The sequence below is a fragment of the Bacteroides mediterraneensis genome (assembly GCF_016900355.1).
Lineage (GTDB): Bacteria > Bacteroidota > Bacteroidia > Bacteroidales > Bacteroidaceae > Phocaeicola.
Genome location: NZ_JACJKA010000032.1, coordinates 1 through 15,074 on the forward strand (window position 1 = coordinate 1; position 15,074 = coordinate 15,074).

Consider the following 15,074-nt stretch of genomic DNA (forward strand, 5'->3'; position numbering starts at 1 on the left):
TTGTACCTGCAATTCCAATTCTTCAAATTCCAGTCTATTCATAATAATTGAGGTTTAATTGTATTCGCTGCCGCAAAGCTACAATCAAACCTCAAAGTGTAAAAGGGGCATTTGTCCGAATGCTTACGACTCTATTATTTCAGCGAAATCTTATTCGCCGTCTCTCTCTTCTTGGAATTGACCAAATCAGCATAGATTTGAGTGGTGACATTCTTATGCGTCAGCATCTTTGATACTGTGTAAATATCTGTACCTAAAGAGATTTGGATGACCACAACGAGTGCCTAAAGCAGTGAAGGTTATGTACTTTCTGATTCCGGCTTCGGCAATCCACTGTTTCAGGGGATGATGGGTCATGGAGCGAGTTAAGCCTTTGAAGACTTTTCCGGTGCCCCATTCGCCACACAATTCCAGTGCCTCCTGACTGATGGGGAGGGTAGCTTCTGTTTCCGTCTTTTCGGTGCAGATACGGATGTAGTAGCCTTGGTCCGGGCCAACCTCAAAGTCACGCCAGTCCAACTTCAGAATATCACTGATACGAAGACCGGTCATACAGGCAAACAGGAAGACTTGTTTCAAGACTGGAATTTTGCAGGGTGTAGTGGCCAGTTTCTTGACTTCATCAAGTGTCAGATACTTTTTCTTGACCTTTTTCCATTCGATCTTTTCCAGGAAGTCGTTCAAGTTCTCACGCAGCATCTTCTCTTTATAGGCTATCTTCAACAAGGCTCGGAAGGTAGAATAATAGCCGGCTGCCGAATTACGTGAGATGTAAGCATTGGGATGATTGATTTGTTTGCATTTGAGCAGGTAATCCCTGAACTTCTCGCACGGTTCTACGGTAACGTCACCAAAGGTGCATTTGCCACCGACAAATTTCTCGAAGTGGTTGTAAACGCAATCCCATTTCTCATACTTTTCCCGTGCCTTAGTCCGGAAGTAGGCGAGGAAATCTACCTTTTGCTTGTTCTTATCCAGGAACCCGAATTCTTCATTGATAAGTGCCTGAACACGGATACAGCGGATTGCCTCTGCCTTGTTCAGCATATCCTGATTGAACATTCTTTGCTGCTCGTTCTTTGGCTTGGCATAGATATAGATGCCGAGGAATTCCCGGCGGCTCATCTTCATCGTGTAAGGATTGCGAATGGCCGGATAATAATCCAGATAAAGAGATATGCGGTCGTTACGCAATGGCTTTTGTCTCAAAGTTACGTTGGTGCATGTAAGTGTCATAGCTATATTGTTTTTTGATTAATACTTGTTTTTGTTGCAAATAAAATAGGTGTTCTAATGGTGGTATTTATCACCGGAAAATAACTTTTGCCTCATTCTATCTTTGGCGGCTCAAAGAACTTGTCCAGCTCTGCCCGCAGGATCTTGGTATATTTACCGACCTTGATACGTGGGATATTATGGTATTTTACATAATGGTAGAGCTGGTCCCGTGTCAGATTGAATCGCTCCATCGCTTCGGCAATAGTGTAGTATTTTGGTTCTTCGGGAGCTATGAGACCTTTGGCAATGTCCACATGCTTCTTGGAGTAGTACACCATGATTCCGACTTTCTTTTTGGGAATGGCATTCTTTGATACAAAAGAATAGATGGCCGTTAGTGTCATGCCGAACTTCTCCTGCATGTCTTGCGTGCTGTACCATTCCTTGATCTCAGGATTGGGAGCTTTCTTTGCAAAGTAGTCATCAATATGCTTTTTGCTCCAATAGGTTTTCCCACGTTGAAAGGTTCGTGGAATATTATGTTCCTTAGCGATATGAAATATCCAGGAATCCTTTACGCCATACTTCTCCTTGACTTCAGCTGTGGTGTAAAAGTCGGTGATGCTCTGCTTGGCTCTTGGTAGATGTTTTTTGTAAGGAGAAGCATTATCAAACAGAGCCTCGATGTCTCGTTTCCTGATAATAGTCTTTCTCTTTAACTGAACCGATTTTATCAGGTTAGTTTCTAGATACCTATAAAAGGTAGCCCTGCTGATACCGATATACTTTGCAGCTTCGCTTGGGGTGAAGAAATCCTTGTCAATGCAATCTTCTTTTTCGGTTTGCTGATTGACCATTGTTTGGAATTCGCTAACACGCTTTTGCCTTGTTTTTTCTTTGTAGGCAAGGTTAGCACAACGACGCGAACAGCATCGTGTCGAGATCTTGTGGGCAATAAATAATTTGCCACACCACTCACATTTTTTCTGAATGTTGATGTTACTAGCCATTTCATTTATCTTTTTATTTCGCCAAAACTGTATCTCTGCGTATCACTGTGTCTCACAGCGTCTCATTTTTCCACGACCTTGCCAACGATAATCCTCGGATTTTCGTGGTGAGGTACACAGGAGGTACAAAAAATGGCGTAAAAAGGCTTAGCAACGATTATCAACGATACTTGAGCAACAAAAAAGGCGCCCGTAAAGAGCGCCATATTAATCGATTATAATCAATTTAACTATTTAATAATCAGTAAATTACTTACCGATGCAAAAATGCTTGAAAATATTCCCCAGCACCTCATCGGTCGTGATTTCCCCGCCCACAATCTCTGCCAGGTGGAAGAGACATTCACGGAGGTCTTGTGAAACCAAGTCACCGGAGAGATGTAGGGCCAGTCCGTCTTGTACGCGGTGGATAGCCTCCAACGCATGGCTCAAAGCCTCGTAGTGACGGATGTTGCTCACCACCACATCGTTCTGTGAGAGGTCGGGCAGGGCGGCGAAGTCCACCAACTGCTTCTGAAGCTGAGAAAGTCCCTCTTTCTGCTTGGCCGAAAGAGAAAGCACACATACGTCCTCCGGCAAATCGGGGAGAGCCGCTTTCAGGCGAGCAAGCTGTGTATCCGTCGAAGAAGCAGTATTATCTACAGAAGGTTCTGCCGATGAAAACAAATCTGCCTTGTTGAGTACAATCACCAGGTGCTTGCCTTCGCAGCGGGGCAGAATCTTTTCGGCCAGTTCACGGTATTGTGCCTCGGCACAAGTGGCGTCGATCACCCAAAGCACGATGTCGGCCTGGTCCAGCTTCTGGAAACTCCGTTCGATACCCAGACTTTCAATGGTGTCGGTCGTTTCACGGATTCCCGCCGTATCGATAAAGCGGAAGGTGATGCCACCCAGGTTCATGGTGTCCTCAATGACGTCGCGCGTGGTACCGTGGATGTCGCTCACGATGGCACGTTCTTCGTTCAGAAGGGCATTCAGCAGGGTAGACTTCCCGGCATTGGTTTCGCCTACGATGGCCACGGGAACCCCGTTCTTGAGGGCATTTCCTACGCTGAACGTATCCACCAGGTGATGGATGACGTGCTCAATCTGACGGGCGATGTCTTCCAGTTCTGAACGGTCGGCAAACTCCAGTTCCTCGTGGTCGCTGAAATCGAGTTCCAGTTCCATGAGGGAGGTGAGGTGGAGCAGCTTGTCGCGCAGAGTGGCCAGTTCCCGACTGAATCCGCCGCGCATCTGGTTCATGGCCATGCGATGGGTAGCGGCAGAGGTAGAGGCGATGAGGTCGGCCACCGCTTCGGCCTGGCTCAAGTCCATCTTGCCGTTCAGGAAGGCGCGCTGGGTGTATTCCCCCGGTCCGGCGGCACGGCATCCTTGCCGGATAAGGAGCTGCATCACCTGCTGGAGAATGTAGCTCGAACCGTGGCAGGAGATTTCCGTGGAGTCTTCTCCCGTATAGGAATGAGGGCCTCGGAAAAGGCTGACCAGCACTTCATCGATAATCTCTCCTTCAGGACTAAGGATGTGGCCGAAGGTGAGGGTATAGGGTTCGCGTTCGACTAACGGTTTACCGGAAACGGGCTTGAAAATGCGGTCGGTAAGGGTGATGGCTTCCGGACCCGACACGCGGATGGTGCCGATGGCTCCACCTTGGGCGGTAGCAATGGCACAGATAGTATCTTGGGTTTGTAGTATGTTCACGTGTGTATTGCTTTTAAAATCCTTGCAAAGATACGGTTTTCGGGTTACATCCGGAAGGGGAGCCGACAGATTTATGCGGGCTGGTAGAGGGTTTTCACCAGCAGGTCGACTACTTTTTCGAGGTATTCGCGGTCGGTTTCATCGAAGGTAGCCAACTGGTCGCTGTCGATGTCGAGTACGCCCCGGACTTCTCCGTTGGCTATCATCGGCACAACGATTTCGGAGCGGGAGAGGGAACTGCAGGCAATATGGCCGGGGAATTGGTCCACGTCGGGTACGACTTGGGTACGGGCTTCGGCCCAGGCGGTACCGCATACACCGCGTCCTTTCTTGATGCGGTAGCAGGCCACGCTGCCTTGGAATGGGCCGAGGTGAAGCTCGCCTTCGTGTACAAGATAAAAGCCTACCCAGAAGAATCCAAAGGCTTCTTTCAGGGCGGCACTGGTATTGGCCAATACACTGATTTCGTTTTTCTCGCCTTCAATCAGGGGGGCGAATTGTTCAAGGAACTGGACATAACGCTGGCGCTTGTCGGTAAGGGTGGATTTAAAACTTGCTTCCATATAGATGATTTTTCAGACAGAAAAACAGGCTCTCTTCCGGAGAAGGGAACCTGTTGATTAATAATTAATTTACTAGATTCTTTCGAGGACGACTTCAATCAGGTCGTCAATCTTGCTCTTGTATCCGGTATTGGCTTCCTTCGCCAAGCGGTTAGCAATGACCATGCAGATAGTAGTGGCTTTGTGGCCTTGCAGACGAGCCAGTCCGGCGAGGGCAGAGCTTTCCATTTCGAAGTTGGTGATGCGGTGTCCCTGATACTCAAAGCTTTCAATTTTCTCGTTCTGGTGTGGGTCGGCCAAAGGGATACGGAGTTGACGGCCTTGCGGACCGAAGAAACCGCCGCAGGCTACGGTCACGCCACGAACCATGTCGGTGCCGGCAATGCGGTCCACCAGTTCCTTGTCGGCATGAATCACATAGGGAGCCGGAGCGCAGAGGTTGCCTGTCCAGCCCAGGTGGTTGAGCAGAGCACGTTCCATGGGCAGGTCGCACACGGCGTTGCGTCCTTCGTAGAAATTCAAAAGACCGTCGAATCCCACGGAGACTTCGGAACAGATGAAGGTGCCTACGGGCGTGTAGGGTTGCAGGCCGCCGCAGGTACCGATGCGCACGATTTCCAGCTGTCGGAAGGTATCGTTTTCTTCGCGGGTCTGGAAGTTGATGTTGGCCAATGCATCGATTTCATTCATTACGATATCGATGTTGTCGCACCCGATACCGGTGGAAGTTACCATGAGGCGTTTGCCTTTGTAGGTACCGGTGATGGTATGAAACTCACGGCTTTCCACTTCACATTCGCAGGTGTCGAAGTGGGAAGCTACGAGGGCCACGCGTCCGGGATCGCCCACCAGGATGATTTTGTCGGCCAGGTGTTCCGGTTTCACGTGGAGATGAAATACAGAACCGTCTTCGTTGATAATCAGTTCTGAAGGGGGAAAATACTTTTTCATACGTTACATTTTTAGTCAAGTAAAGTTTATGTTTGCTTATTTACCGATAGGTTCGTGTCCGGCAGGATGAGAATCCGGTCGGGCAATGCTGCTCCGCATATCTGTATCGGCTTGGATGTTCTTCATCCGATAGTAGTCCATGATACCCAAGTTACCTGTTCGGAAGGCTTCGGCCATGGCTTTGGGCACTTCCGCTTCTGCCTGAATCACGTTGGCACGGGCTTCTTCGGCTTTGGCTTTCATTTCCTGTTCCAGGGCTACGGCCATGGCACGACGTTCCTCAGCCTTAGCCTGGGCAATATTCTTGTCGGCATTGGCCTGGTCAATCTGCAGGGAAGCACCAATGTTACGGCCGATGTCGATGTCGGCAATATCAATGGAAAGGATTTCGAAAGCAGTACCGGCATCCAGTCCCTTGCGCAGCACGAGCTTGGAGATGGAGTCGGGGTTCTCGAGTACCGACTTATGATTTTCGGAAGAACCGATGGAAGAAACGATGCCTTCGCCTACACGGGCCAGTACGGTGTCTTCACCGGCACCACCCACCAGCTGGCGGATGTTGGCGCGTACGGTCACGCGGGCCTTGGCAATGAGCTGGATACCATCCTTGGCCACGGCGGTGACAGGAGGGGTATCAATTACTTTCGGGTTGACCGACATCTGTACGGCTTCGAACACATCGCGTCCGGCCAGGTCGATTCCCGTCGCCATCTGGAAAGACAGCTCGATATTGGCCTTTGAAGCCGATACGAGGGCGTGTACCACCTTCTCCACGTGTCCACCGGCCATATAGTGGGCCTCCAATTCGTCGCGGGTAATGGTACTCAGTCCAGCTTTGTGAGCCTCAATCATGGCGGGTACGATGACGTAGGGCGGCACATTACGGATGCGCATCAGGAACAGCTGGATGAGCGAAATCTTGACTCCCGACACTTTAGCCGAGAGCCAGAGAAAAAATGGCACGTAGTGGAAAAATATGACCAGGAAGATGATGACACCTCCGGCCAGAATAAAGGGGAGATAAGCGGGATTAATCATATACGTTAGATTTAAAAGTGAATACAGGAAGAAGGGTGAACGTGAGGTTTATGCATGTTTCACGTATACCGTGGTCTCGTTGATGCGGACAATCTCTACCGGCGTCTTCTCATCGATGAATCCGTCGGCCGACTGCACTTCGATGATGTGTCCGTTGAAGTCGGCATTGCCAATCAGCGTCAGTCGGGTGACACTCATGCCCTTGTCGCCGGGTTTCAGGTTCATTCCCTCAAAAGGAGAGGGACGGTAGTCGAGGGTTTTCTTCAGCGACAGGCGGTCGACGGTCTTGGAACGCATGAACCACCATGTCACGCCGATGATGCCCAGCAGAGAGACTCCGATGGTGAGAAATCCGGCCTGTGAGCCGAGCGAGGTAAAGGCGGAATAGATGGCATAAAGGATGCACACCGCAGCTCCGACTCCCGCCACGCTGATGCCGGGAATCAGGAAGACTTCGATGGCAAAGAGTATCAGGCCTCCGATGATGAGTGCGATGATAATCAGTGTTTCCATGGTATGTGTATATTTTATTAGAGGTTCTTCAGTTTCTTGATTTCCGTATTACGGATGTCGAGGGTAAGCTTTTCAATCTCCTCGTACAATTCTTTCACCCGTTTTTCACGATCCAGAATACCGGGAGCCAGTTTTTCCTTCAGTGATTGGTTACCAGAAGCATAATTGTTACGGATTTTTACCAACGACTCGTTCATGGTTTGCAGGTCTTTTTCCTTCTGCTGTAGCTGTTGGAATTTTTTCCGCGCATCCTCTGAATGGAAATCCGACAAAGTATGATAGATGGCATTATCATCCACTACAAAACGGAAATCGCCTTTCTTTTCTTTCTCATCTCCTCCGTACATCACCTGCGCCAGTTGTTGTTTGGCAATCCGGACTTTATCGGCATCGCCCCAAGTGTTCCGAATGCCGTTCAGCATCGCTGCATTGGTCAGTAATCCTGGGTCGGTTGTGTCATAATCGTACACTTGCTTGGAGCTATTAGGCGCAAAGACATATACACAGACCTTTCCTTCCGGCTGATAACGGTCGGAAGCAAACCATCCTAAGTTGTTAAAATCGTCGATGGCATACATGTAGTCATTGAATGGAGAATTGAATGGGAAACCGATGTTGTCGGGTTTCAGATAACTTCCTTCGTCCGAATCGTAACGAGTGATGAAGATGTCATATCCTCCCAAACTTTCTGCCCCTTTGGCAGCGAAATAAAGTGTCACTCCATCAGGATTAATGTAAGGATAATTCAACTCAGATCCCGCATCGTCCAGCCCTTTGACTTTTTCAGGTACACTCCAATCTCCTCCTAACGTAACACTGGAGTAAAGCGCCTTCTCATTGGTGCCTGGTACACGGTGGGAGAGGATTTTCTTGTCCTTCATCCCATTGATGAACTCCGTGCAGTCGCTTTCACCGGTAAGACCTACTTTCCCAGATTCCTCATTGATTTTATATGCCTGAAGGAAATCCTTCTTGTCGACTACAAAACTGTCAATGACAGCCACGTTCTCCACGCCTCGCAGCATACGGGCTCCCATACGGTAACGGTTCATCAACGTGTCCAAATCGGAAGTATCGCGGTTCTTGCGTTCCATCCAATAGATGTGGTCTTCCAAATTCTCAATGGCTTCATCAAAGCGATACAAGTCGAAATAGGCTTTACTCAGGTAGAGGAAACCATTGATGACCTTGCGTTCGGCACTTTTCTCCAGATAGGGTACAGATTCCTGCAAGGCACCTGTTTCGTAGCAGCAGGCACCGTACCAGAAGTTATAGTTGGCATTCGACGGAGCTTGTTTCACCAACCGTTGGAAAACCGGTTTTGCCTTGTCAAACTGCTTGTCATTAAACCATTTCTGTGCTTGGCTCAAGGTCTGTGCGGAAGCGCCTCCTATACCACAGAGAGCCAAAAGGGGAAGTATGTATCTTTTTTTCATCGTTTCTGTGTCTAAAAGTTTCTCAAATGTAGGAATATTCTGGGAATTATACCATTTTCTGTTCTCTATTTTTCTTTTTACAAAAAACTTTGATGTCTGAATGGCAATAAATTGCCCAATCTTGTTTATTTTTTGGCTGGATGCGCTTCATAAAAAAGCGTACCCCTTTTCCGTTATTCGGACGTTTTTTCGTAATTTCGCCGCCGTTTTAGTAGTATACGTATGGGAAAAATGACGGAAGAAGACCGCCTGATGCGCCGCATCAACCAGCGGTTCATGAAAGGAGTAATGAAATACAACCTGATAGAGGAAGGCGACCGAATCTTAGTGGGCCTTTCGGGTGGAAAAGATTCACTGGCCTTGCTGGAATTGCTGGCTTTGCGCTCGCGCATCTACAAGCCCAAATTTTCGGTAGTGGCGGCTCACGTGGTGATGAAGAACATCGCCTACGAATCCGACCAGACCTATCTGCGCGAATATGCTGAGAACTTAGGGGTACCGTACGTGTGCTATGAAACAGAGTTTGACCCGTCGACCGACAACCGGAAATCGCCTTGTTTCCTGTGCTCTTGGAACCGGCGGAAGGCGCTCTTCACTGTGGCCAAGGAGCAAGGATGCAACAAAATTGCATTGGGACACCACATGGACGACATTTTAGAGACTTTGCTCATGAACATGACCTTCCAAGGGGCTTTCAGTACCATGCCGCCGCGACTCGTGATGCGCAAGTTCGACATGACGATTATCCGCCCCATGTGCCTCGTACATGAAGCTGACTTGAAGGAAATGGCTGCTCTCCGAGGTTTTCGCAAGCAGGTGAAGAATTGTCCGTATGAAAAAGACTCCCATCGCTCGGACATGAAAGAAGTGCTGGCCCGGTTGGAAGCCATGAATCCGGAAGCACGTTACAGCTTGTGGGGAAGTATGAACAATATCCAGCGCGACCTGCTTCCGAGGGAGAGTGAAGAGGATTCGCTCGGTTAAGTTTCATTCAGGGGCATTCAGTACCACCTGCTTGCCCGTCATGGTGATTTTTCCTTCGGCAATCAGTTCCGAAAGGGCACGGGCCAGTGACGGACGGGCTACTCCCAAAATAAAGGCCACTTCCTGCTGGTTGTGGATACCGCCGTGCATCTGCAGGTAGTTCAGCAGGCGTGATTTCAGACTCTGTAAGGCAAATTCATTCAGCTTGCGGCTCAGAAACAGGCTTCGGTCGGAAATGATGGCAATGAAGTTCCGCATCACGGCTGGTTGGGCATGCATGAACGCCTCGAAGCGGGCACGGTCCATGACAAGCACCTCACAAAGTTCCGTGGCTTCTACATTCACCGGGAAACGGTTTTCCGAGGCATAGATAAAGGCCGGAGCCAAAATGTCGGGCGCCTTGATCCAGTCGATGGTGAGCTGTTTGCCTTCGGCATTTTCCATTTGCGTCTTCACATTCCCTTTCATCAAAATAAATAGAGAACAGCACACGTCTCCCTGACGGGCAATGTATTCTCCTTCTTTATAAGTGCGCAGACTGTTTGGGGCCTCACGTAGCAGTTGGTATAAAGCTTCCATGTCGCACCCGTCAAACAGGCTCATTTGCTTTAAAACTTCGGTATGCATTTTCCTTTTTAACTTTTCTTTGGGTTCCGTGTCACATAGGTGACAGAAATCCCGTGGGGGATTCCTCATCTTTGTGCAAACTTAATGAAAAATCAACAATAACCCAAGAAAGAATATGGAAGGAAACATGTTTTGCTACCAGTGCCAGGAAGCTGCCAAAGGCACAGGATGTGTGTTAAGAGGTGTATGCGGAAAAAAAGATACCACCGCACGTTACATGGATTTACTGCTGTTTGTGGTGCGTGGAGTATCCGTCGCTGCCGATGCTTTGCGCACAAAAGGCCTTGAGGTGGAAGCCGACACGAATGGTTTCGTCACCGACGCGCTTTTCTCTACGATTACCAATGCCAATTTTGATGACGAAAGCATCCTGGCCCGTGTACGCAAAGGCTTGGAACTGCGCGACCGCTTGAAGGCGCGTGCTGCCGATGCCGGTATCGCCTTGCCGGAGGTGGACGAACTGACCTGGAACGGCGGAGAAGCGGACTATCTAGCTAAATCGGCTTCTGTAGGGGTGCTGAGAGAGCCGAACGAAGACCTTCGCTCGTTGAAGGAGCTACTGATGTACGGACTGAAAGGGATGGCCGCTTACCACGAACATGCCATGCGACTGGGCTTTGCCGATGAAGCCATCCATGCGTTCATGCAATCCGCGCTGGCTCGCATCACCGTAAAGGCCATGGGAGCCGATGAGCTGGTGGCGCTGGTACTCGAAGCTGGACAGCACGGGGTGCAGGTAATGGCGTTGCTGGATCAGGCGAACACTACCCGCTATGGTCATCCGGAACTGACAAAAGTGAACATCGGAGTAGGCAAGAATCCGGGTATCTTGATCAGCGGACACGACTTGCACGATTTGGAAGACCTGCTGCGTCAGACCGAAGGTACGGGAGTGGATGTGTACACGCATAGTGAGATGCTTCCGGGACACTATTATCCGGCATTCAAGCAATACAAGCATTTTGTGGGCAACTACGGAAACGCTTGGTGGAAGCAGCGCGAAGAGTTTGCGTCCTTCAACGGTCCGATTGTCTTTACCACCAACTGTATCGTGCCGCCGCTGGAGAACGCAACGTACAAGGAACGGATGTTTACAGCCAACTCGACAGGCTATCCTGGCTGCAAGCACATCGCTACGGATGCTGAAGGCCACAAAGATTTCTCGGAGGTCATTGAACTGGCCAAACAGTGTCAGCCACCAGTGGAACTGGAACAGGGAGAGATTGTCGGTGGATTCGCCCATAATCAGGTGATGCAGCTGGCCGACAAGGTAGTTGAAGCGGTGAAGAGCGGAGCCATCCGCAAGTTTGTAGTCATGGCCGGATGCGACGGACGCATGAAAAGCCGCGATTACTATGCCGACTTCGCACAGGCCCTTCCGAAAGATACGGTTATTCTCACGGCAGGTTGTGCCAAGTATCGCTACAACAAACTGCCGTTGGGCGACATTCAGGGAATCCCTCGGGTACTCGATGCCGGACAATGCAACGATAGCTACTCATTGGCCGTGATTGCCCTGAAACTGAAGGAAGTCTTCCAGTTGAACGACATCAACGAACTGCCCATCGTATACAACATCGCATGGTACGAACAGAAAGCGGTCATTGTCCTGTTGGCCCTGTTGAGCCTGGGCGTGAAACACATTCACCTGGGCCCCACCTTGCCAGCCTTCCTCTCACCGAACGTAGCCAAGGTATTGGTCGAACAGTTCGGCATCGGAGGCATTACCACCCCCGAAGCGGACATGCAACTGTTCGGCATCTGATGACGGCTTAATAGGATTTCTCGTTGGCCAGATTCCAGGCATTGAGAAAAGAAGCTTTCGTGATTTCCACCACCTTCTCCCAGTTCAGCTTGTCTGCATGGTCGGAAGGCTGGTGGTAATCCGGATGCCCATCCGTGTGATACCAGATGACGGGAATGTCGTGTACGGCAAATGACGCATTGTCGCTTCCTCCCACCGGACGGTCCCAAGGACGATAGTCTGGCTTCAGTTTCAGCTTGTAACGAACGATATCGTCTTTCAGCCACTGTCCAAAGGCCGGATGCGCTTCCGTATAGAAATACACCACATGTTCGGGTTGTTCCGGGAAATGGTTCCGCCCGATCATATCAAAATTCAGATAACCTTTAATCTCCTTCACGAAATCACAATGCCGCATGAAATACTGGGAGCCGAGCAAGCCTTTCTCTTCTCCGTCCCAGAAGGCGATGATTACGTTGCGCAGCGGTTTCTTGCCACTGGCCTGGAAGGCACGGGCAATCTGTAGTACGGCCGATACTCCCGATGCGTTATCGTCGGCTCCGTTGTAAATCTTATCATCTGCCAGTGTTTCGTCAATGCCCAAATGATCGAAATGGGCCCCGACCACTACATATTCGTCTGTCCGTTCTCCGGGAATCATTCCCAGCACATTGGCCATCCGAAGGGAACGATGCGTCAGCTGCTTCAATTGAGCAATAGAATCGGGATGTACTTGCCAGCGGCCTTTCTGCTGCCTTTCCTTGGCGCAGGCTTCAAAGGGTTGATAATAAGAATCTCCATAAAGAGGAGAGATGCCGGCTTCCTGAAGGCACGAAACCAAGTAGCGGGCAGCTACACGCGATCCGTTCATACCCGCTTCACGTCCTTGTAAGGCATCGTCTGCCAGAAAGCCCACGATGGCTTCGGCAGAAGGACGATTGATACTTTGCAGGCCTTTTTCCACGGCAGTCTGTGCCTGCAGGAGAGAGGTACCGCATGAACCGATGGTCCATGCCAGTAACAGAGAGGTTATAGTCTTTTTCATAATGAGAGCAAAAATAGGGAGAACTTACAAATTTCCCAAACTTATTCTCCCTGTTTCTTCACGTAACAAGAACTTGATTTTCTAGAAATTGAGATTCACTCCGGCCATTACCGTAGCCCGAGGCATAGGATAACCGGCATTGATTTCGTATCGCTGGGCCAGCAGGTTCTCGCCACGTGCCCAAATGTCCAGCCAACGAGTCGCCCGGAAGGAAGCCCGCACGTTCCACAACACGAAGTTTTCTGTTGCTACGGGGGCTGTCTGGGTATAGAGTCCGGCGATGTATTGCAGACCCGTCGACACGTTCCAACGGCCTTGAGAGAAATTGCCTCCAACGTAAAGTTTGTGTTCCGGAGCAGCAATGACTGGATGCTCCATGTGCAGGTAACTGTAGTTTCCGTCTACTGACCAAGCGCGGTTGATGCGGTAAGCTGCCTGCAATTCGACGCCTGTATTTTCTATCTTTCCGGTGTTCTGGTTCAGCATCCCGCTTCCGTGCGGATTGGGCAGTGTCTGTATCAGGTTCTTGGCATTGATGTAAAACAAGTTCACTCCATAATACAGCTGTCCCTCCATCAAGCGTTGCGAGAAGGCCAGTTCGTAGTTCCACATCGATTCCGGTTGCAAATTGGGATTCTGCGGTGGAAACATGTACATTTCACGCAGGATAGGGTAGCGGAACCCTTTCGAAGCCGAAGCCTTCAGTTCCATAGCCTGCGGCAAGTGGAAAGCCAGTCCGGCCTGCGGTACCCATTCCGTACCCACCCGTGAATGATGGTCCACCCGCAATCCCGCATTGAAGGTCAGCCAAGAGCAAAAATCCTGTCGGAAGTCGATGTAGCCAGTTCGTCTTCTTGTTTGTCTACCAAATCGGACGTAGTGCCCACCTTTTCTCCGCTCACGTATTCATTCCAAGCACGGCCTCCGTAGCGAAACCAGTCGAATCCCAGTGTGATACGGTTTCCCATGAAGAACTGCGTACTTTGATAGAGGGAAATTCCCGTCATGTAATCATGAGAATTGAAACGGGCATCCTGAGGACTTTCACCGGTAGAAGGTGTATATCCGTCATTAATCCAATGGTCTCCCCAGTTGTAGAAGAAACTCAATCCCCCGGAAGTCTTTTCATAATGATTCTCCAACGCAAACGAAGTCATGCCTCGCGTGATTCGCTGGTCACCGTCAAGCAACGGCGCACTGACCGGCCCTGGATAAGAAGCATTGAAATGCGTCACGTTCACGTCACCTCGCACGTTCCAATGGTCGGTCATCTCGTATCCCAGCTTGGCATAGCCCCCATATTGTTCAAACCCCATGTCGGCCCGATGTCCGTCGGTACGGTTGTAGGAACCGGATACCACGCTCGAAAACCGTCCCTTGCGGACACGATTGGTCAGTTCCGTTTCCAAGGTATTATACGACCCGTAGCCCGCATGTAGATGGGTGTTCACCCCGTCTTCCTGCATCTTCCGTGTCACGATGTTAATCACGCCGCCCATGGCATTCGCCCCATACAACACTGAAGCGGGACCTCTCAGCACTTCCACCCGTTCGGCCAGGAACGACTGGTAGGCATCGGCTATCGGATGTCCGAAAATACCGGCATATTGCGGGTGGCCGTCAATTAAGACCATCAGCCGGGCCGTTCCTCCGCTCAGTCCACGCAGGGAGATGCTTCCCGCCGCCCCGTTGGACACGCCATATCCCATCACCCCGCGTGAGGTAACGAAGAGTCCGGGAACTGTTCGGTCAGCACCGGCAATAAGGACGGTTGTAAGGAATGTTCAATCTCGGTACGTCCCACCACCGATACGGTCTGCGACAGATGGCGCACATCCGTCTCATGGCGGGCACCGGTCACCACCACCTCATCTATCTGGTGAATCTGATTTGTAAGTGAAAGTGTATCGCGTGATGACGTTTGAGCCATCCCCGCTTGGCAGGCCAAACTAATTCCTATAATAGAAAGATATACATTTTTCATTCGATTCGTTAATTATAAGTTTGTTCGTGTCTTTTATAACATATTACATGACTAAATGTGACAAAAGTAGTAAATATTCTTACGTTTTGTCTTACCTAAATGACAGATAATCGTCCCTTCATCCTGGATAGGGGTTCTTTTTTAGGCCAATAGAGCTATTATTCAGGGAGAGTTACAAAAAAGCGACCATTTTCTAAGAGCTTTTTACGTCTTCTCGTTTCCTAATTCTCTATATTTTTGCATCTCAACTGAAAATTTTT

The 15,074-nt window shown here is 49.8% G+C and carries 11 protein-coding genes and 2 pseudogenes; 2 read left to right on the top strand and 11 right to left on the bottom strand.

From position 1 onward, the window contains the following. Positions 1-134: 134 nt before the first annotated feature. From H6A28_RS13475 to H6A28_RS13510, 8 genes and pseudogenes are all read right to left on the bottom strand, one after another. Positions 135-1,236, bottom strand: a pseudogene (locus H6A28_RS13475) (site-specific integrase). A 92-nt stretch (positions 1,237-1,328) separates the two neighbouring features. Next, complete coding sequence (locus H6A28_RS13480; protein WP_204480789.1) at positions 1,329-2,228, bottom strand: helix-turn-helix domain-containing protein; 900 nt, start codon at positions 2,226-2,228, stop codon at positions 1,329-1,331. A 249-nt stretch (positions 2,229-2,477) separates the two neighbouring features. Further along, positions 2,478-3,929: a tRNA uridine-5-carboxymethylaminomethyl(34) synthesis GTPase MnmE gene (mnmE, locus tag H6A28_RS13485; protein ID WP_204480791.1), complete on the bottom strand. Its 1,452-nt coding sequence runs from the start codon at positions 3,927-3,929 to the stop codon at positions 2,478-2,480. Between the two features lie 71 nt (positions 3,930-4,000). Next, positions 4,001-4,492: a GAF domain-containing protein gene (locus H6A28_RS13490; protein ID WP_204480792.1), complete on the bottom strand. Its 492-nt coding sequence runs from the start codon at positions 4,490-4,492 to the stop codon at positions 4,001-4,003. Positions 4,493-4,564: 72 nt separating this feature from the next. Then, complete coding sequence (locus H6A28_RS13495) at positions 4,565-5,443, bottom strand: nucleoside phosphorylase (protein ID WP_204475207.1); 879 nt, start codon at positions 5,441-5,443, stop codon at positions 4,565-4,567. Between the two features lie 36 nt (positions 5,444-5,479). Further along, positions 5,480-6,481, bottom strand: a complete 1,002-nt coding sequence (floA, locus tag H6A28_RS13500; RefSeq protein ID WP_148330645.1) for a flotillin-like protein FloA — start codon at positions 6,479-6,481, stop codon at positions 5,480-5,482. 48 nt (positions 6,482-6,529) lie between these two features. Then, the gene (locus tag H6A28_RS13505; protein ID WP_204434503.1) at positions 6,530-6,994 is read right to left on the bottom strand and encodes an NfeD family protein; all 465 of its coding nucleotides are present in this window, start codon (positions 6,992-6,994) and stop codon (positions 6,530-6,532) included. Between the two features lie 17 nt (positions 6,995-7,011). Further along, on the bottom strand, positions 7,012-8,430 hold the full coding sequence (locus H6A28_RS13510) for a tetratricopeptide repeat protein (protein WP_204475209.1): 1,419 nt from the start codon (positions 8,428-8,430) through the stop codon (positions 7,012-7,014). A 222-nt stretch (positions 8,431-8,652) separates the two neighbouring features. Between H6A28_RS13510 and H6A28_RS13515 the strand changes: the two genes are divergently transcribed. Beyond that, positions 8,653-9,414 (top strand): ATP-binding protein, encoded by a 762-nt coding sequence (locus H6A28_RS13515; RefSeq protein ID WP_204475211.1) that lies wholly within the window; start codon positions 8,653-8,655, stop codon positions 9,412-9,414. Between the two features lie 3 nt (positions 9,415-9,417). On the opposite strand, the gene H6A28_RS13520 is transcribed toward H6A28_RS13515, so the two are convergent. Continuing rightward, entirely contained in the window at positions 9,418-10,041 is a 624-nt protein-coding gene (locus H6A28_RS13520; RefSeq protein WP_204480793.1) for a Crp/Fnr family transcriptional regulator, read from the bottom strand. Between the two features lie 115 nt (positions 10,042-10,156). Between H6A28_RS13520 and hcp the strand changes: the two genes are divergently transcribed. Then, on the top strand, positions 10,157-11,806 hold the full coding sequence (gene hcp, locus H6A28_RS13525; RefSeq protein ID WP_204480794.1) for a hydroxylamine reductase: 1,650 nt from the start codon (positions 10,157-10,159) through the stop codon (positions 11,804-11,806). Positions 11,807-11,813: 7 nt separating this feature from the next. On the opposite strand, the gene H6A28_RS13530 is transcribed toward hcp, so the two are convergent. Next, positions 11,814-12,830 (bottom strand): M28 family metallopeptidase, encoded by a 1,017-nt coding sequence (locus tag H6A28_RS13530; RefSeq protein ID WP_204480795.1) that lies wholly within the window; start codon positions 12,828-12,830, stop codon positions 11,814-11,816. Positions 12,831-12,911: 81 nt separating this feature from the next. After that, positions 12,912-14,760 (bottom strand): annotated as a pseudogene (locus tag H6A28_RS13535) (TonB-dependent receptor). Positions 14,761-15,074 lie beyond the last annotated feature (314 nt).